Genomic DNA, 18,300 nt, shown 5'->3' on the forward strand with positions numbered 1-18,300 from the left:
GTACCGGCTAAACCATTATACAGCATGTCTGGACATTTAGCTGAGAAAGTACAAGTTTGAGTGGATTTAAAAAGATAGAAAAGTAGCTCAGCAAGCGCCGCGGCCAGTGACTACAACAATGACTGTCCGGCAGAGAATCCGCACGTCTGCCAAGAGAGACCAGCCTTTTATGTACTGCAGATCGAAACGCACTTTTTCAGTAACGCTGGCTATAGAAGAATCGTAGCCATTTTCGACCTGGGCTAATCCGGTCAGACCCGGTTTTACTTTGAGACGGTGACTATAGCCGTCGACTTTGGTAGACAAATCCCTCACAAAGCACGGGCGTTCCGGACGAGGTCCAACAAGGGACATCTCGCCTTTGAGGATATTAATGAATTGCGGGATTTCATCAATGCGGAACTTCCTTAAGAAAGAGCCGATTTTTGTAATTCGCTGATCATTTATGGACGACCAGACCGGGCCCGAAGCCTTCTCGGCATCATGAATCATGGTGCGAAACTTGATTACATTAAAAAGCGTCCCGAAATGTTGTTCACGTCGACGCTCGCGATCCCGCTGATCGGCAACGCCGACTTTTTTGACAAAGCGGCGATCAGATTTCCGACGGTTCACTCCTACACGAACTTGTGTGTAGAAAACAGGGCCGTTTGAACCGAGCTTTATCAATAGGGGAAGGATAATCCAAAATGGGAGGGTGAGAAACAAACCGGTCGAGGCACCGACAATATCAATAATTCTTTTCATCGCAGCATTCATCTGTGCCTTGAGCTGACCGGATTTGGTCAACGCCGCGGGCATCGCAAAAATATACAATGTTGTAAGCGCAATGAAAAGCAATCCGAACACTTCGCCAAAGAAAAACTTGATTCGGAGGGGGGAAAGGATGAAATCATTATTGTCCGAAAGTGAGTCTCCGGCAACTTCGGAACCGCTGGCATACCCATATCTAACAGAGCCTAAATTCGGCAATGCCACCGAGTTGTCGTTCGTTTGGGAATATTTCCCTTCAAGATTACTCACGCTTCTCCCTGTCCGTTATCCATAAAATACAGCAATACAAGCCAACATAGAGCAAAAGTGCTGCCAATATTTGTTCGCTATCCCTTATACTGGACGCTCGAAACCGTGGTTGCAGAACTAATCTACAAGTACCCGAAATTCAACCTTTTAAACGGCATTGCTAAACTCATACTTTATGAGTGCGCTGGAATGATTATTTTAGTGCTTATTGAGTACTATCAGTCTCCATAGAATTAAAGCATTAAAGTGCAATGTTTTGCGTAATTCGCGAGTAATTATGTGGGAAATACCCGTGTGTACGATAATTGTGTGAGACTAGTATAAGCTTTGGCCATCCAATGGCATTTAGCTCCTACTCCGCTTAATTCCCGAATTTAAATGAGAGCGAAAATCTATGAAGGGCATCGGACGTGTAGGCGTCGTCCGGAGTAAAAGCGTAGTCAAATTCCGCAGATGAAATGCGTAGACCTGCTCCAAAAGATAAGGATGCCACGGTGTTATTCATCTCGGTCGTCAAATAATGGTCAAATCCTGTCCGCAGGAAATATTTTTGGCTGAATCCAAATTCAAGACCGTTTCTCATTACAGTTTCGCCGTAGAGATTTTTCAATAGATCAGCCGAGGCAACCATGAGGTCGTCAAAAGGTCTGACAGCGACCCCAGCTCGCACTGATGCCGGCAAGTTCTCATCTATAGCATCAAATTTCATCTTTGTGCCAATGTTGGTTGCAGCCAATCCGAATGTCACAAAAGGCATTGAATACTTGACGCCAAAATCGGCGGCGTATGCCGAGCCGCTGTATGTATCCAGTCTTTGATTGATGATTTTCCCGGTTGCGCCGACGGAGAGTCGTTCATTGATGGCCATGCCAAGAGAAATACCTCCCGCCCAGTCATAGGCTTGCAGTTCACCAATCACAACGCCATTTTCATTAAAGCTTTCGATCGTCCCATAGTTGAGGTAGCTTATTGAAGCCGCAACCGACAACCTCTCGGAAATAGGCATCGCGAAGCTTCCGTGCTCAATAGAAATATCCTGATACCAGGTAAAGTGACTGAGAAAGACTTCCTTATTCTCCAGATGTCCAAGGCCGGCCGGGTTCCAGTAGGTGGATACGGCTCCCTCAGAGAGAGCGGTGAATGCGCCTCCAAGTCCTGCCGCCCGAGCACCCATGCCTATTTGAAGAAAGTCAGCTGTCGTTCTGCTTGAGTTTTGAGCATAAAGAGGAACCGTTACCAAGAGTGATATCAAAAACGGCACAATGCCATTTCTAATAGTGCGTACTAATCGTGCAATTTGCATAGTTGAATCCCTTCCGGTTATGGTTATCTCCCCTTTATGCAAGGCCAGTGCCGGAAGGGGACGGTTGCTGGTTGGCCGGAGATTAAATGTTGATCTATTGCTGTTGAGCATAACAACCAGTTGAGCCACCATCTGTTAAGCGAGTCATAAAATTACAGAAACTATTTCTCCGCGCTAAAAAAGATCCGTCGAAGAATTGTCGGAGCTTATCTATTTGCTCCTTATTTGGACAGAGCGGTTCCCCAATCAGACTTTGAGCAGGCCAAACGCCAACAACGCACCAGCTTCGGCCTCGCTGTTCAAAATCAGTATGCCTGTACTACTGTTTGTCGGAATATTGACTTGCAATTTGAGTATGTAATGGACAATATCCCACAATGTATTGGTTCGATTGTTTGTTAAGATTTTGAAGCGAATGGGCATTCTGCCGATATAAATAAGTACGAAGTCCATGAGAAGCTCCTCTGTATGAGAAGGTTGGCGTGGTGACGAATTATAAATGAAGAGGGGCGTGTGAAAAGGAGATCAAAATGAAGTTATCCGAACGGATATTATTTTTGTTAACTGTGCCTATGGTACTTTCGCTTCTGGGTTGCGGCGGTTCTGATTCTCCAGTAGAACCACAACCGACTGGACCGATGCTTTCGATTAACAATGTCGCAGTAAACGAGGGATCGAATGCCGTCCTAATAGTTTCACTGAGCGAGACTGTCGGCCAAGCTGTAACATTTACCTATTCAACCTCGCCGGGATCCGCAACCGCCGCCGATTACACAGTCCAGACAAATGTTTCCGGGTCAATTGCGTCAGGCGCGACAACAACAACTATCACCATAGTCACCATCGATGATGTCACTGCGGAAACCAGCGAAGCATTTTCGGTCGTCCTCTCCTCTCCTACAAATGCAGGAATTTCGGATGGAACAGGCTCAGTCACCATCAATGCCAACGATGGCGGCGCTGCAGGAGTTAGCTTCATGAATGATGTCCGTCCTATAATTACTTCCAGCTGCGCAATAGCCGCCTGTCATGGCGACGGCTCAAATCAAGGCAGTCTGACTTTTGGGTCGGCCACATACCCTGAGGTGAGGAATGCAAATGGGGGCAGTGGTCCTATTGTTATCGTCGGTAACGCCGCCAGCAGTAATCTGTACCTCAAAGTAACACCGACGCCGCCATTTGGATCGAGAATGCCAGTTGGGGGCCCGTTTCTTTCGGCAACTCAAATTAATCTTATCCGCGACTGGATAAACCAAGGCGCGCTGAATAATTAAGATTGTAGTCGGGTAGCACCTGTTCCGCGTTCCTGACATTTGTCGGGCGGTGCGATCTTATCTGTGGTATCGGGCGTCCCCGACGGGGCGGTTAGACTCGCCCGACACTATGATTAAACTGTCAGGCGGGGGCTGCCTGACAGTACAGACAGAGTACCCACCGTCCGCCACGGCGGAGTGGGGTACCCACGAGGTGCGGGAATTATAACATGAGATTGCCATCCAACGTGTCGGACAGCAAGTAGGTCAGTCCGCCGTGGCGGACTGACCTACTTAAAAGAAGGCAAAGCAATAACGGTGAGTGAGGGTTCAGCTTCGATAGCTTGTGTTCGTACCAGACCTACAGATTATTTTTGGGCGGCTTTGGGAAGACGAGCTTTCATTTGTTGGTAGCGTTCACGACCGTCTCGAAGATTTTTGGACAGTCCGCGCATTGAACTAATTTGCTCTTTCGCCCGGTCGATTCGTTCCTGGGTTTCAGGGTGTGAGCGAGACAACTTTTCAAACACATTGGTACTTGCGCCTGCACCGACCGCGGCAAGCTTATCAAACATTCCAATCGCGCCATTGGGATTGTAACCGGCATTTTTCATATAATAGATTCCAAAACTGTCGGCCTCGCGCTCGGCATCGCGAGAATACCCGGCGAAAGCCACTCCCATACCGATATTAATTGCTGCCGCAAGCACCTCGCTTGAATTCCCGCCTAACACCAGTTGCGAGGCCAGCCCTACACCGAGTGCGGTCTGCACTCGTTTCACTCCATGCCGGGCAACTACATGAGAAATTTCATGGGCCATCACCGCCGCCATTTCGGCCTCGGATTCCATATGTCTGAGCAGACCAGTGTAAAAATAAACATATCCACCGGGCGCGGCGAATGCATTGACATCATCAGATTCGATGACGGTAAAATGGTACACTATGTCTTTCCGGTCGCTCACAGCAACGATTTTATTGCCCACTTCGGCAAGGTATCTTTGCCACTCCATATCTTTGAAGGTTTTTTCAGTCGAAGCGACTTGCTTGGCCATTCCTGCGCCGATTGCGATTTCCTGGCTCGTAGGGATAATAATAAATGATTTGTCTCCGCCGGGGCCGGTTGTGGCGCATGATGTAAAAAGTGCTGCAACGAGGATGGAGAGGATTAAATATCGCATCCGATTCCTACAGGTTTGCCTTGTCTGCCAAATCACCGATGACAGGCAAGCGATGGTTTTTTCCCTGAAGGGCGAAGTAAATCCCCGCAGCGGCTAAGCCCAGCGCGGCGACCAGTAGTCCCCTAAACACAAAGTCAGCGATACGGTCAATAGAGAAAAGGATGGCAAGCATTTCTATGAAGAAGAGAACGACACCCTGACGGGCATGAAAATAGACCTGTTTGTTTTGCCGCATATTCATAAGAGGTATAAAACAGAGAAATGGCACATAGGCCATAATCGCGGCTACACGGGTCTCTTCATTGAGAAATTTCGCCTCTGCTTTTTCGGAGACAGAAACATTGATAACCACATCGTCCGCGGTTGTAGTGGTCGACGCATCGACGCCTGGCTCCACTGTCGGGTTATGAAAAAATGACTCGTTTGGATTCTGTTCTTCCATCGGGACCTCGATTTCCCCGCGTCATCATGAAACGCGGCATTTTGCTTAGAACGGCCAGAACAGTTCCTTGTCGGGCTCTGGCAATGTCACCGCAATCATTTCCTGTTCGGGCCAACTCTCTAATTTCTTCTCACCATCATAGAACGTAATTGACAATTCCGCAAGTCCAAACCCATCGGGTTGAACGAGATTGCGTCGGATAGCGATTTCTATATTTTCATCAAAAGCGTAACGGGTATCTGCATTGTCGGATTGATCCGCCGGCCCGGACGCATTCTTCAGTTGAAAATTCTCCGAGAAGCCGGATTGAAAACCAACCACCAAACGCGGCGCGGCAAGCGCATTGAGGACTTTCTTCACGGTCAGGTCGACCCGCAGGTAAAAATAATCCCGGTCAAATCCAAAATATATTGTCGAGGCCAGTCTATCCACGCGGTGCATTGTTCCGCCAGCTTTAAGACAGTCAAAAATCCCTGCGCCGCTCCATTCATAATAATATGATATACGACCGTCTATTTTGGGAGAGATGGTTCCTTCGGGAGCGATAAGAGTCGACGCCCGCAAACCGAGCGATATCGGCTTGAATAATGCCTCGGGTATATTGAGGCCGATTAGCGAATATACAGCCATAAGCTGTTTTCTGAAGATGATATCAAATTGCTGGTTATGGAACCCTTGGTGATCGTCGCCGTACCACCAACACCAATCCGAGCCCTCAGCGATATATATCTGAGTCCATGCGGCCTGCAATATAGTTTTATCGAACCGTGGATTTGCTGTAGAGAAGGCGCTCAAGGCATCGCGGGCATCGGTTAACAAATCCCATGCGGCATTATCTTCGGCATGGCCGATCCATATCCGGAAGTTATGATTTATCCATGAGCCGGCGAAAACCGAAGGCAATTCTTCGGAGGTCAGGGTTTGGGCCGCCTCGGTCATTGTCACCATTCTAATCTCGCTGTCACTGCTCAGTCTTTGGTAAAGCAAAGTCAAAAATTCATGGGCATCATCGGGGAAGTATTCCCATGCGTTCTCTCCGTCAAGAATGACAGGAACAACGGTCGAGTTTAAATTGTCGCGGCATCGCTCACGAATCTGTTTGAGATGGCCGATGAAATCAGAAACAGCGCGTTCGGCTGGCCATCCGGAATAGACAAAGCCGATTCTATCCGAGAGAACATGGTCGCGAAAAAATAACTTGAGCCCTTTGAATTGATACATTGAATACAGGGCATTTCGCGGGCGTTCTTTCCCTGATTTTCTCAGTGAATGGTAGAGAATTTCTTCATCGCTTGCCGCCCATGCGATCTTCTGCTGTGCAATCAAGGCCAAGGCATTTTCCGAGACTGAACCTTCGGATGGCCACATCCCAGTGAGCGGTCTACCAAAAAGGGCCTGAAATCGCTCCCCTGACATTCGAATTTGTGCAAGCGCGTCCTCAGGATGAATAAAACGCTGTTTGGGGAGTGATATATCGGGAATGGCCTCCCTGGCGGAATCGGTGTCGCACAGGAGCGGAAGTATCGGGTGATAGTACGGTGTGAATGAGATATCGATTCGATTTTCCAAGTAGAGTGATTTATAGGTCGGAACTATTTGGGCCATCAGCGAAAACTGCCAGTCAAGAAATTTGCGCTTCTCCTCTTCTGTAAAATGCCTCCCCTTGCTGAGCAGTGACTTTATGGGATCCTGGTTCCGAAAAAGAGGGTCAACCCAACAGAGGTTGGACCAGACTTGGATGTCCCGAATTTCAGAAGAGGAAAACAAGGCTGCAAGACTTTCCCCCCCACCGTTGGAGCTGCTCGCTTTTTCAAAGAGTTCATGATACCTACTGTGCGGAGCGATCATATGAGTTGGATTAGCCGAGAAAAAACTCTGAAGGATTTCCCGCTTGTCAAATATGCTGAGTGATTCGGCGTCAAGTCGGCTCAGGTCCAGATGCCGGTCCGTTCCGCCATTTGCGTACAGTTCAAGCTGATCGATGAGCGATGGGACGAGGTTAAATGTTACTTTGACATTTTCATGCGCGGTTGCAAGAAGCGGCATATCAAGATAATCCTTGAGCGCATGGAGACGCACCCAAGGCATGAGGAGCCTCTTAGAGGCCGGCTCCTGATAATTAGGCTGGTGCATGTGCCAGAGGATGGCAACATTCAGAGCGGAATTATTTGGCAAGCGGGTTCCTTAGGATCCCGATTTAGCAGCGCCCTTTTCGGCAAACATTCTTACAGCTTTGACGAGAGCGGGAGCGCTGGGATACTTGGATTCGAGACTATCGATTGCCATTTGGGCGTTTGTAGTGTTACCGGCTTCAAGAAATGTGCGCACCGCAGAGAGGTAGTAATCGGGCTCAAGCGGGCCATCGGGGTACTCCTTCACTGCCTCCAAATATTTGGCGCCGGCTTCGGCAACCTGACCTTGGTTCTCCATAATCGCAGCAAGGCCCGCAAGTGCAGCGGCCCGATTAAGCTTGTTATTTTTATACTTGGAAAGATACTGCTCAAAGAAACGCGTGGCTTCCGGATAAACACGGGACTCGAAATTAATCGTGGCAAGCAGGTAGGTCGCTTGCTCAGCCGCGGGATGGTCGGGATATTGATCCGTAATTTGTGTCAGGGAGAGCACGGCAATCTGACGGTTGCCGCTTTGATAATCGATGACTGCCTGTGAAAGTTTTGTCGATGCTTCCTGCGAGGCATTCGAACGGCTATTCATATAAAATATCAATCCCGCGATAAGAATCGCCGCTGCTACCACACCGATAACTATATATTGCCAGTTCGCTTCTGCCCGCTGGCGAGAGGTAAGCATAAAAGTGGCGAATTTATCTTCTTTAATTTCACGACGTGAAAGTTTGACTTTTCCCTGCATTAGAAATAACTCCCGAAAAAGGTACTGTGAATGGTTTGGCAGTGATTATACGTCCAGCCTGCCGACTTCAATTAAAAAAGGATGGAACATATCTAAATCCCCGTTCTATCCTTTTGTGGTCTTATGATCTATATACGTAACGGCCTTCGCTGAAGCATTGCTCAATTAAACTACTAAAAGTAGCCAGTAAACGTAATATTAAATCTGTTGTCACTCACCTTTGACGTCGGATTTTCCACGATCACTAGCCTAACGGCCTGAGGGTCGGGTGAGGTAATAATAGCAAGTGGGAGCACATAATCTCTCTCATAAGAGGTATGGGAATAGGAAAAGTCGAGGTGAATCTGGCTGAACCGAACACCAGTGCCAAGAGAAAATGTTGTGCTCTTTGGAGTTGTCGCGTTTACCCCGGTAATGAAACCTGTGGTGTCGACAATATAGGTGACATCGGCGGTTGGAAGACTCTCAAATCGAATACCGGCCCGCAAGGGAATAACCAAGCTTGAGGAAAGAGAGTCCTTCATATTCCACAGATACTCTGTTCCCAATCTGAATGATGGGGCGCTGCGATATTTAAGGTGGGCCAGCGTCGGGTCGTTACCCGGAACAAGAGTTGAATAAACCTCGGTGTCAGCTCCAGATGAAACTATGAAGGATGTTCTATTCTTTATTTCCGTCGAGGTAAAGTTGCGATACTCAACATCTCCGGCAACCAACCAACGATAATTAATCTTATAACCAATGCCTGCCGCCAGGAACAAAGGCATACTGATCTTAGTCACATTATTATCAGAAAGAATCGGCAGGGGGTTTGCCCGATCAGGAAGACCATTCGTAAAAGAAGTGAAGTCGAAGCGCAAATCCCTGCTCAATCCAAGGGCGAAAGGAGTACGGACTGTTAGTCCGACAGAGAACCTGCTCTGAGTCCATTTCAGGCCAAGAGTCAAATTCATGCCGGAATAACGGGTCGTATCCAACACACTTTCGTTGGCGGCCACATCTGCTAACTGACCTGGTTTGTCCAGGGGCTCGAAATCATCAAGACTATATCTGGTAACCTGTGAGTTAATTGATTTTCCCAAATAGACGTTGGTCGCTATGCCAAGCGCGAGTTGGTTATAGATACGTGTGCCAAAACCTACGCTGAAGACATCGACACCTGTCTCATATTCCGCAGAATATTTGGCACTGTACAGGCTCGTTTCATTTAAACCATCAAAGGGGTTCGCATCAAATTGTATCTCCAGAAGATTGCCCTCGTTGCGATATTCATCGAAACTGCGGTAGAAGTTACCCGAGAAAACAACGTGATGTCCCTTGATTCGAACCGGAGCCAGGAATGTAAGCATCGATATGGAGTTCAACGAGGCAGTCTGATTGGCAGTAGTCTTCAAGTTCACAAATTCCCCCCGTGGTCGAAACGACCCGAAAGAAATACCAAACATGGGAATCTGCTGAACGTATAATCCCGCAGGATTCCAGCTCACAGCAGTGATGTCGTCAGAAACACCTATATACGCATTGCCCATACCCATTGCTCTTGCCCCTGAGCCGGCAAAACCATAGGTAACGGGCAGACTCGGCAAGGGAACTATAAACTGAGTGCCCTGTTGTGAATGCCCGCTTGAGGCAATACAAAAGCAGGAGAACGCAAAACCGATAAATTTAACCCAACGTTTCATTCCAAACTCTCCCTATTGAAAATAAATCAATGTTCAGCCTATCATCGTAGAGACGCACAAGCCGTCTAAAACGACTAAAGAATATATGACTCAAAGACCGGCATTGTCAATCGATTTCGACCATCAATTTGATAAAATGGGGCTTTGGGGAAGGTCTCTCCTGTTTCTCCAGAGGGATAGACGAATTCGCCCAAAAACTCCACAGTCTCTGGTGGAGATCTGGTCAAAATACCCCCGGCAGGAATCGAACCTGCGACCGCCAGTTTAGGAAACTGTCGCTCTATCCGACTGAGCTACGGGGGCCTTTGGCCTTCAATCAGGCAGTATCGAAATAATCAAACTCGGAGTCGAGCCGAATTTTGCTATTCTGAATCAAAAGAGACGAGGTAATTGATACGGTAGGCCGACAGCTTCTTGTCAAACGGAAAAAAAGTCAGCGCAACGAGACTCGAAATACCAGTAACCTCTCCCCCAAGTCGTTCTACGAGCATTGCTGTCGCAGAGAGGGTACCGCCAGTCGCTATCAGGTCGTCGACAATCACGACCCTGTCCCCCTTCTTGATAGAATCTTCGTGCATCTGAAGTTTGTCGGTTCCATACTCAAGCTCATATTCCTGGGTAATGGTCTTGTAGGGGAGTTTTCCGAACTTCCGGGCCATCACAAAGCCAACATTCAGACGGTCAGCCAGAGCGGCACCAAGAATAAATCCTCGTGACTCTATCCCCACAATTTTAGAGGGCTTGCACGAAGAGACAAATCGCTCCATCCCATCAAGGGCGGCAGTGAAGGCCTGTGGATTCTGAAATAGGGTTGTTACATCATAGAAATTAATCCCCGGCTTTGGAAAATCAGGGACACTACGAATAAACTTTCTCAGATCATCCATTCATTATCTCACTATTTCAAATGTGGTGTAATTCATTGAACGGGGAAGCCACTCAACTGTGAGTGAACGGACATAGCCCGACATGGCGCCAGTCTTCAGGGAATCGATAAAGCCGTCCAGATCGGTCTTTGTTCCTTCGGCGTCCAGAGAGACCGTTCCATCCGGTTCATTTTTGATCCAACCGGTAATGGCGCCTTGCTTCGCCAGTTGAAGCGCGAAATAGCGAAATCCGACTCCTTGGACCCTGCCGGCTACCTTAATTTTGCCCCGGGCTCTGGTTTCGGTCAATCTATCTCATCCTCTTTGGCTTTTCGAAGTCTCGTTTTGACAGGAGTTTCAAAAGCAAGCCACGCCACCTCTTTAGCGTGCAAGCTGAAATTATCGGGGCGACTGGATTTGAACCAGCGACCTCTTAGTCCCGAACCAAGCGCGCTACCAACTGCGCCACGCCCCGAAATAACAGGCTTTTAAAATAGTCCATCATCGTTTAATGTCAATAGATTATAATTGGTGTGATTTCAGCAAGAAATAGAGTCACGACACTTAATCTGGTCGGCTTGTTCTTGGTGTCAGGACGGGCTATTTTTTTGTTCTTTTGGACAACGGTTTTGATTCGGAGAAGTCTTTGAGCCTTTCAAGGGTCTCACGATCTGTAAAATCGAGCTTTACTGGCGTGACTGAGACTTTACGGTTTTGGGTCGCGCTAAAATCAGAACCCTTGCTTGCCTTCCATTTTGGCTTTCCGGCGACCCAGTAATAGGGACGACCGCGTGGATCTGTTTTATTAATAACTATATCGCGATAGTGCCGAATGCCCTGTTTGGTAAATTCATAATCGCGATACGCTTTTCCATTGTCAGGCGGGAAATTGATATTCAAAAAGACATTAGGGGGAAGATCGAAGTCGTCGAGCTTGTTCGAAAATTTGACCACAAATTTTGCGGCGCGAGACATGGGCATCGCAACTTCATAATCAACCATGGAAATCGCCAGAGCGGGGACTTTCAAAATAGCTCCCTCGATCGCCGCTGCAACGGTTCCAGAATATGTGACATCGTCTCCCATATTCCCGCCATGATTTATTCCCGAAACAATGAGATCGGGCTTCCGTTTTTTGAAAAGTACATGCATCGCCAACATCACACAATCAGTAGGTGTGCCGTCGACCACAAACCGCCTCGTATCAAGAGGCCTCATACGAAGGGGACGGTGCAACGTCAGCGAATGCGAACTGGCTGATTGCTCCTGATCAGGGGCGACCATAAATACTTCGTCCTTCTTGGAGAACTCCTTGAAAAGGGCGTTTATGCCATCTGAGAAATAGCCGTCATCGTTGGTAATGAGAATAAGACGTTTAGCAGACATTTTAGCGGCGCTCTTTCTTTGACATTTACGCCCAGATACGTTTCCAAATTTGTCGGATAAATCGCCCTGTGTCAACAAAGGGATTTATATAGGAGCGCGAACCTTCGTAGATTGTCGATACCGGCACCTCAGCGATTCTCGCTCCCACCGCTCCAGCTTTGAAAAGCATCTCGGATTCAAAATCAAACTTCACCGTCTTTAATTGAATTGCTTTAAACAGGTCAACGGGAATCAGACGGTAGCCGGATTGACTGTCCCGAACTCTCTGAGTTGAAAATATCGAGATTATCAGAGATGTCAGATTATTTGTCAGCCAGCGTTCTAAGGGCATGATTGCGCGTGATATCTTTCTGGTTCCCAAAATAACACGCTCGCCGTTATCGAGCGCAAAAAAACGGATGACTTCTTCGGGAAGATGCTGTAAATCGGCATCGAGCGTCAAGACCGAGCGATAGCAATGTTCGATTGCATAATCAAAACCGGCTCTGAGCGCGGCGCCTTTGCCGCGATTTGTTTGGAACGAAATATGTCTAACGTTTAACTCTTTGAGTATCTGGACAGAATCATCTGAAGAGCCATCGTTAATAAAAAGAAGGTTGTCATTGCAGACGTACTGTCGCAGACGAGGCACAAGGTCCGGCAGGTATTTGGCCGCGTTGTAGGCTGGCACAAGGACAAGAATCGATTGGCTCTTCTCAGATGACATATAAGGAATTATACACGACATTCGCCCGCTTCAGATAGTGTGGATAGAGCAATAAAAATAGTCGGAGCCGAAAGTAAACATTTTACCTAGCCTCAACTCCACAATCCGGACAATATCCAAAACTCGAAGAGATTATGCTTTTGCATCCCTTACAAGATCTCTTGCCCACTGGAACTCCACAAATTGAACACAATTTGTACTGTGAAGTGAACCGACTTCCACAAGACTCGCATACTTGCTCAGGCGCATTAACTTGTTGATTCAATTTCGAAATAGGCTCGTCTAAGTGTGCAGTTCCCTCTGGAACCGGTTTGTCTTGCTTTAGACTCTTGAAGAACCTTTTGAGATCAAAACTACTTCCAATCCAGATCCCAATAACATTCAACGTTGCAAAAAACAATAGAAGAATCCCAGATCCAAATTCTTTGGATTGCATAGCGAAAATGATCACGAGAGTCAATCCTACCCACATTACTGTTGCAATCGTCCGCGCAATCCGTTTGTGAGGCTTCGACCAAATCGCAACAATAGTAATTATGCAAATCCCTCCGATTCCAGAAATGCTTCTGTTCGGCAAAACAATAAGACTAAGAATCATTCCTGCATTTGGAATTGTGCAGATCCAACGAAATAACCTATACATTGAATATATAGCCCCTTAGAAATCTGTAGAAGAGATATGTAAACATCATCGCTTTTTCTGTGACACAGATTGCTGTAAGTAGTTATTTGCTATCAAATCTGCTGCTATGGCAGTCTCTGAACTACGGTCATGGTGGAAATATTGAACACTCTCGTACCGACTTTCCAACGCTTTTACTTTATCGAAATACGGCTTTAGATTTGCTGCCTTTAGTCGATACACTCCGTTCAGATGACGTATGACTAGTTGACTATCCATCCAGACCTCTATCTCTTTCCTACAGTATGATGAGGCATTGTCGAGCGCATAAATGAGTCCAGAGTATTCGGCTTCATTTACACTCATTTCACCTAAATACTTACCAGATTCATGCAATTTATTTTTGAGATCTTTACTCCCATTGAGATAGAGAACACCACAGGCCGCCTTACCAAACTACTCCTTCCAGCGACATTAGCATCTGGAACTCGACAGCACGCATCACATACTACAATAAGCTTGGTTATTTTTACATTTGTAGATAGATTAGCGCTGTCCAGAAGTTACTCCTTCTTTCGTGCATTTTCAGTCGAAAAATAAGCCGTAAAAGCTCGAAATAAAAATGGTCGGAGCGACCCGATTTGAACGGGCGACCTCTCGCACCCCAAGCGAGTGCGCTACCAACTGCGCCACGCTCCGACAGCATACTTTCCTGCTTTCATAACGCGTCACCAGCGTGTTACGTTTTCCAAAGTAGACACGAACCAAGCTGATTTCAAGGGAAAAGTTTGAGCAAATCCGCCACGTCTTTGCGGACTTTTCCGATAAGCGTTCGAACACGGGCTTTGGAACTAATCTCGGTTGATTCCTCGCTTGAGCGTTTAAGCATCAGTTTTGCTCGCGTTCCATCGATGGTTAGCTTTTCTGTTTTGCGTAGATGATTGATTCGATTTATCAGTTCGATATCATGGGCTGTGTAGAGCCTGCTTCCACCCCGGTTCTTGCGCGGTTTGAGCGTCGGAAATTCTTTTTCCCAGAACCTGAGGACATAGGCCTCAAGACCAGTAATTTTTGCGACATCGCTTATTGAATAAAAGCGTTTGTCTTCGGTAGCAATTTTTGTCATGACCATCCTGTGAATAAGAAAGTTTGTTACTGCCAGATTTCTGCTTTAAGTGCGCGTCCCATGAGGTCAGCCACGGCTTCAGCCGCAGGTTTTGCTTCAAAGAGCACCCTATACATTTCGTTAGTGATAGGCATCTCCACCTTTTCGCGCTGTGCCAACTGATAGGCCGACCTCGCCGTTTCCACGCCTTCAGCAACCATAGTCATTGAAGATAAAATCTTCGCCAGTTGTTCTCCTTTGCCGATCCGGAAACCCAAGGTTCTGTTTCTGCTCTTTAGCGAAGAACATGTTGTAACCAGGTCACCAATCCCTGACAAACCCGCAAAGGTTGCAGCCTGAGCACCGAGTGTTGTTCCAAGACGCGTCATTTCTGCCAGACCGCGCGTTATCAATGCGCCTTTTGTATTATCACCTAAATGTAATCCATCGACGATGCCTGCCGCAATAGCGATTATATTTTTAAGCGACCCGCCCAACTCGACTCCAATTAAGTCTTCGCTCCCGTAAACGCGGAAATTTCCTATGCTGAAGACGCTCTGGATATGGCCAACAAACTCCCGCGAGACCCCAGCGGCCACAACAGTAGTTGGCATGCCAGAACTGACCTCCTCGGCAAGTGAGGGCCCGGAGAGTGTCGCAATAAACTCCGCTGGAAAAAATGTTTCGTCGGCGATAACTTCTGACATACGTTTGAGCGAGCCAGCCTCAATTCCTTTGGCCAAATTTAAGATGCGACATGGAGAATCCAGGCTGGCGGCGACCGCCCGAATGACTGGCCGGAGATACTGTGAAGGGGTGGCAAGGACTATCAAATCGGCTCGGTTTATAGTAGATGGAATGTCCTGCGATAAGCTAATCAAAGAGGACAGAGGGCGTTCGCCTACTTGTTCGAATGGTCTTCCAGTTTTCTGCAAAGATTCAAAATCGCGGGTATCATGCGCCCAAAGCCTTATTCTATGCCCGGCGCCGTCCAACAGTCCGGCAATTGCCCGTCCCCACGAACCCGCTCCACATATGGCAATAGTCTCAGGCATGACCATTTCTCTTTTCATATTTCGAGCTAAGCGAGAATCTGCTTTCCGTGCCCGAGGCAAGCCGGACAATATTTTCGCGGTGGGTGTATACGATCAGCAAAGCGAGGGCTATGGATAGATAGATGTAGACCGATGCGATAGGCATCGCGAAAATAAATTTCTGAATGAGCAGGGTCACGACAAGACAGATCCCCCCGAGAAGCGACCCAAGCGAGATATAGTGAGTGAGGGCGACGATAACAATAAACACCGTTAGCGCGACCAGCGCCTGCGCAGGCACAAGGGCAAAAAGAACGCCAAGCGCCGTATTCACACCCTTTCCTCCGCGGAAGGCCAGATACACTGGGAAAATGTGGCCAAGAACCGCAGATAAGGCGCACAAGACTAGAAAAATATCTCGATCCATAAATGTTTGATTAAATGCACGGGCTATCATTATCGCCGCTATACCCTTGCTTATATCCAGAATGTAGACCCAGATGGCGACTTTAGGTCCGGCAACACGCCAGACATTTGTCGCGCCGATATTTCCGGAGCCCAGCGCACGGATGTCTGTTATTCCGCGGGACTTGGCAATAAGCAGTCCAAATGGAATCGCGCCGAGAAGGTATGCGAGGAGGATGGGGATTATTATATCAAGCATCGGTATGAATTCACCACCTATGTGCCCCATTCAACGGGTGTATCTATTCTGTCATTATCGTGTCAGTTACCGTTGTCAAGTCGGACGACAGAGCCGTATCAGGCATTTCCGTAGCGGGCCACTCGCTCTGCAACCCAGGAAAGTAGCTTGTCATGGCATTTACCGCAGTATTGACATCGGCGCTGTCGATGTGCTTATCCAAGAATATGACCTGCATCTTCTGCATGAAAGCTGTGTATCTTTCGTCAGAGAGCAAATGCTCTTCCTTTTGTAATTTCTCGCTAAAGCTGGTAGTCAATCTGTCGAAAGCAACGCTGTCAACAGCAAGCGTTGAATCAGATAATACGTTTTGTTTGAATTTCGAGATTCCCACGACGGTAGCAATACGGACAATATCGTCCCTGAAGATAACACAACTGCCGATGAGAATAATCATCAGAACAATAAATGCGGTTGCGACAATTAGCACAATTTTCTTGGTCGAACTCATTCCGCCAGCTTGTAGTTCACTCATCTTTCCTCATCTTTGCTTTGGCATATGCGTGTGCCTTCACGATTATGTTTGACTCTGTGCAACCAATTCAATATATAAGTTTGGGTCGTAAATCCAATACTATTGCACATAAAAGAAAACCCGTCTTTCCTTGCGAAAAGACGGGTAAAATTGTCAAAGTATTGTTTTCAGTCAAGCCGATTTGCTTGCCGCCTTCTTGGCTGTCTTTTTGGGAGCGGTAGCGCTGGCTGCGGCTTCAGACTTGGCCTCTTTCTTGGTCTTTTTGACTTTGGGGTCAATCGGGGCAGGCTTTTCAATCATCAGTTCGATGATGGCCATATCGGAGCCGTCGCCTCGTCGCACACCGGCTTTAATTACACGGGTGTAGCCCGATGTTCTGTTGCCAAGTTTAGGAATTATTTCCTCATAGAAACGGGTGAAGGACTCGCGGGTGCGAAGCACCTGCGCGACCCGTCTTTTGGATGCGAGAGTGTCTTCCTTGCCGATTGTTATAAGGCGATCCATCACCGGCCGAAGGGCTTTCGCCTTGGTCTCGGTTGTCTTGATAATCCGATGAAGCAAAAGCGAAGCCGCCATATTGGAGAGCATAGCTTCGCGATGCGGCTTGGTTTTATTCAGTTTCCTGACTTTGTCTTGGTGTCGCATGATTGGTCTTCTACCTTACCTTTTTTGAGCTTCAAGGAAGGATGAGATGTCCATTCCAAACCCAAGATTCATATCTTCTAACAATGCGCCGATCTCGTTAAGTGACTTGCGGCCAAAGTTGCGGTACTTGAGCATTTCCGGTTCAGATTTTGTCACCAATTCGCCCAAGGTCTGAATATTGGCGGCGCGCAGACAGTTTGAGGAACGAACCGAGAGTTCAAGTTCTTCCACACGGGTCTTGAGAAGATTTCGCACGCGAAGGACTTCCTCATCTTCAGCCGGGGATTCTACGACCATGACTTCTTCGTCCAGATGGATAAACAGTTGCAAATGGTCTTTCATCAATTTGGCGGCGTAGCTGAGGGCGTCTTCTGGGGTAATAGCCCCGTTGGTGGTAATTTCCGTAATGAGGCGATCGTAGTCGGTCTTTTGACCGAGACGTGTGTTTTCAATCTGATAGCTGACTTTGGTGACTGGCGAGAAAAGGGAATCAATAAATATTGTTCCGACAGGAGCATCGGGGCGCTTATTCTGGTCGGCAATAAAATAACCGCGGCCAGCATCGACATCGATTTCCATATTGAAATCAATATCATCGGTTAACTCGCAGATAACCTGATCGGGATTCAAAATTTCAATTTCGGCATTGCTCTCGAACATACCGGCGGTGACTTTTCCTTTTTTCGTTGCATGGAGACGAAGCGTGCGCATTTCATCGGCATGAAGACGAAAAACCATTGTCTTCAAATTGAGCACAATATTGGTCACATCGTCGTAGACTCCCGGCACGGTGGAAAACTCGTGGAGATTTCCTCTGATGCGCATGGAGACAACCGCGGCTCCTTGAATCGACGACAGCAAAATGCGTCGCAGACAGTTTCCGAGTGTTACACCATAGCCGCGCTCCAGCGGTTCGACGGTGAATCGGGAAAAATTAGCATTAGCCGAGGAGTGGTCGCTGACGACTTCGCGCGGCATTGTCAATGGCTTCCATTTCATAAAT

The 18,300-nt window shown here is 47.6% G+C and carries 19 protein-coding genes and 3 tRNA genes; 1 reads left to right on the forward strand and 21 read right to left on the reverse strand.

Translation table 11 applies throughout. The features are described 5' to 3' along the window. Nucleotides 1–87 precede the first annotated feature (87 nt). The 3 genes from SGI97_08880 to SGI97_08890 all read right to left on the reverse strand — a co-directional run bounded on the left by SGI97_08880 (nucleotide 88) and on the right by SGI97_08890 (nucleotide 2,779). A complete protein-coding gene (locus SGI97_08880) occupies nucleotides 88–1,023 on the reverse strand; it encodes a sugar transferase (GenBank protein ID MDZ4724000.1) in 936 nt (311 codons plus the stop codon). 361 nt (nucleotides 1,024–1,384) lie between these two features. Continuing rightward, a complete protein-coding gene (locus SGI97_08885; GenBank protein MDZ4724001.1) occupies nucleotides 1,385–2,458 on the reverse strand; it encodes a PorV/PorQ family protein in 1,074 nt (357 codons plus the stop codon). Between the two features lie 114 nt (nucleotides 2,459–2,572). Beyond that, nucleotides 2,573–2,779: a hypothetical protein gene (locus tag SGI97_08890; GenBank protein ID MDZ4724002.1), complete on the reverse strand. Its 207-nt coding sequence runs from the start codon at nucleotides 2,777–2,779 to the stop codon at nucleotides 2,573–2,575. 77 nt (nucleotides 2,780–2,856) lie between these two features. On the opposite strand from SGI97_08890, the gene SGI97_08895 reads away from it, so the two are divergent. Then, a complete protein-coding gene (locus SGI97_08895) occupies nucleotides 2,857–3,600 on the forward strand; it encodes a Calx-beta domain-containing protein (protein ID MDZ4724003.1) in 744 nt (247 codons plus the stop codon). 347 nt (nucleotides 3,601–3,947) lie between these two features. Here the strand turns inward: SGI97_08895 and SGI97_08900 are convergent, their stop codons facing one another. From SGI97_08900 to SGI97_08985, 18 genes are all read right to left on the reverse strand, one after another. Beyond that, nucleotides 3,948–4,760 (reverse strand): M48 family metallopeptidase, encoded by an 813-nt coding sequence (locus SGI97_08900; GenBank protein MDZ4724004.1) that lies wholly within the window; start codon nucleotides 4,758–4,760, stop codon nucleotides 3,948–3,950. A 7-nt stretch (nucleotides 4,761–4,767) separates the two neighbouring features. Continuing rightward, nucleotides 4,768–5,202, reverse strand: coding sequence for a hypothetical protein (locus SGI97_08905; protein ID MDZ4724005.1), 435 nt, complete (start codon nucleotides 5,200–5,202; stop codon nucleotides 4,768–4,770). Nucleotides 5,203–5,247: 45 nt separating this feature from the next. Then, nucleotides 5,248–7,377, reverse strand: a complete 2,130-nt coding sequence (locus SGI97_08910) for a glycoside hydrolase family 57 protein (protein MDZ4724006.1) — start codon at nucleotides 7,375–7,377, stop codon at nucleotides 5,248–5,250. A 9-nt stretch (nucleotides 7,378–7,386) separates the two neighbouring features. Next, nucleotides 7,387–8,073, reverse strand: coding sequence for a tetratricopeptide repeat protein (locus SGI97_08915; protein MDZ4724007.1), 687 nt, complete (start codon nucleotides 8,071–8,073; stop codon nucleotides 7,387–7,389). Nucleotides 8,074–8,246: 173 nt separating this feature from the next. Continuing rightward, a complete protein-coding gene (locus tag SGI97_08920) occupies nucleotides 8,247–9,755 on the reverse strand; it encodes a hypothetical protein (GenBank protein ID MDZ4724008.1) in 1,509 nt (502 codons plus the stop codon). Between the two features lie 229 nt (nucleotides 9,756–9,984). After that, nucleotides 9,985–10,058 (reverse strand) — tRNA-Arg (locus SGI97_08925). 59 nt (nucleotides 10,059–10,117) lie between these two features. Further along, on the reverse strand, nucleotides 10,118–10,642 hold the full coding sequence (locus tag SGI97_08930; protein ID MDZ4724009.1) for an adenine phosphoribosyltransferase: 525 nt from the start codon (nucleotides 10,640–10,642) through the stop codon (nucleotides 10,118–10,120). A gap of 3 nt (nucleotides 10,643–10,645) precedes the next feature. Continuing rightward, on the reverse strand, nucleotides 10,646–10,930 hold the full coding sequence (locus tag SGI97_08935) for an acylphosphatase (GenBank protein MDZ4724010.1): 285 nt from the start codon (nucleotides 10,928–10,930) through the stop codon (nucleotides 10,646–10,648). A gap of 93 nt (nucleotides 10,931–11,023) precedes the next feature. Beyond that, a tRNA-Pro gene (locus tag SGI97_08940) sits at nucleotides 11,024–11,096 on the reverse strand. 125 nt (nucleotides 11,097–11,221) lie between these two features. Continuing rightward, nucleotides 11,222–12,007, reverse strand: a complete 786-nt coding sequence (surE, locus tag SGI97_08945; GenBank protein ID MDZ4724011.1) for a 5'/3'-nucleotidase SurE — start codon at nucleotides 12,005–12,007, stop codon at nucleotides 11,222–11,224. Nucleotides 12,008–12,032: 25 nt separating this feature from the next. After that, the gene (locus SGI97_08950; GenBank protein ID MDZ4724012.1) at nucleotides 12,033–12,734 is read right to left on the reverse strand and encodes a glycosyltransferase family 2 protein; all 702 of its coding nucleotides are present in this window, start codon (nucleotides 12,732–12,734) and stop codon (nucleotides 12,033–12,035) included. A gap of 1,224 nt (nucleotides 12,735–13,958) precedes the next feature. Further along, nucleotides 13,959–14,034, reverse strand: a tRNA-Pro gene (locus SGI97_08955). Between the two features lie 76 nt (nucleotides 14,035–14,110). Beyond that, a complete protein-coding gene (locus SGI97_08960; GenBank protein MDZ4724013.1) occupies nucleotides 14,111–14,461 on the reverse strand; it encodes a MerR family transcriptional regulator in 351 nt (116 codons plus the stop codon). A 26-nt stretch (nucleotides 14,462–14,487) separates the two neighbouring features. After that, nucleotides 14,488–15,495: an NAD(P)H-dependent glycerol-3-phosphate dehydrogenase gene (locus tag SGI97_08965; GenBank protein MDZ4724014.1), complete on the reverse strand. Its 1,008-nt coding sequence runs from the start codon at nucleotides 15,493–15,495 to the stop codon at nucleotides 14,488–14,490. Next, a complete protein-coding gene (gene plsY, locus SGI97_08970) occupies nucleotides 15,488–16,138 on the reverse strand; it encodes a glycerol-3-phosphate 1-O-acyltransferase PlsY (protein MDZ4724015.1) in 651 nt (216 codons plus the stop codon). The genes SGI97_08965 and plsY overlap by 8 nt, the downstream gene beginning before the upstream one ends. Nucleotides 16,139–16,181: 43 nt before the next feature. Further along, on the reverse strand, nucleotides 16,182–16,652 hold the full coding sequence (locus SGI97_08975; GenBank protein ID MDZ4724016.1) for a hypothetical protein: 471 nt from the start codon (nucleotides 16,650–16,652) through the stop codon (nucleotides 16,182–16,184). A gap of 171 nt (nucleotides 16,653–16,823) precedes the next feature. Further along, entirely contained in the window at nucleotides 16,824–17,297 is a 474-nt protein-coding gene (rplQ, locus tag SGI97_08980; protein MDZ4724017.1) for a 50S ribosomal protein L17, read from the reverse strand. Between the two features lie 15 nt (nucleotides 17,298–17,312). Beyond that, a complete protein-coding gene (locus SGI97_08985) occupies nucleotides 17,313–18,296 on the reverse strand; it encodes a DNA-directed RNA polymerase subunit alpha (protein MDZ4724018.1) in 984 nt (327 codons plus the stop codon). Between the last annotated feature and the right edge of the window lie 4 nt (nucleotides 18,297–18,300).

It is taken from the genome of Candidatus Zixiibacteriota bacterium, assembly GCA_034439475.1.
Taxonomy (GTDB): domain Bacteria; phylum Zixibacteria; class MSB-5A5; order GN15; family FEB-12; genus JAWXAN01.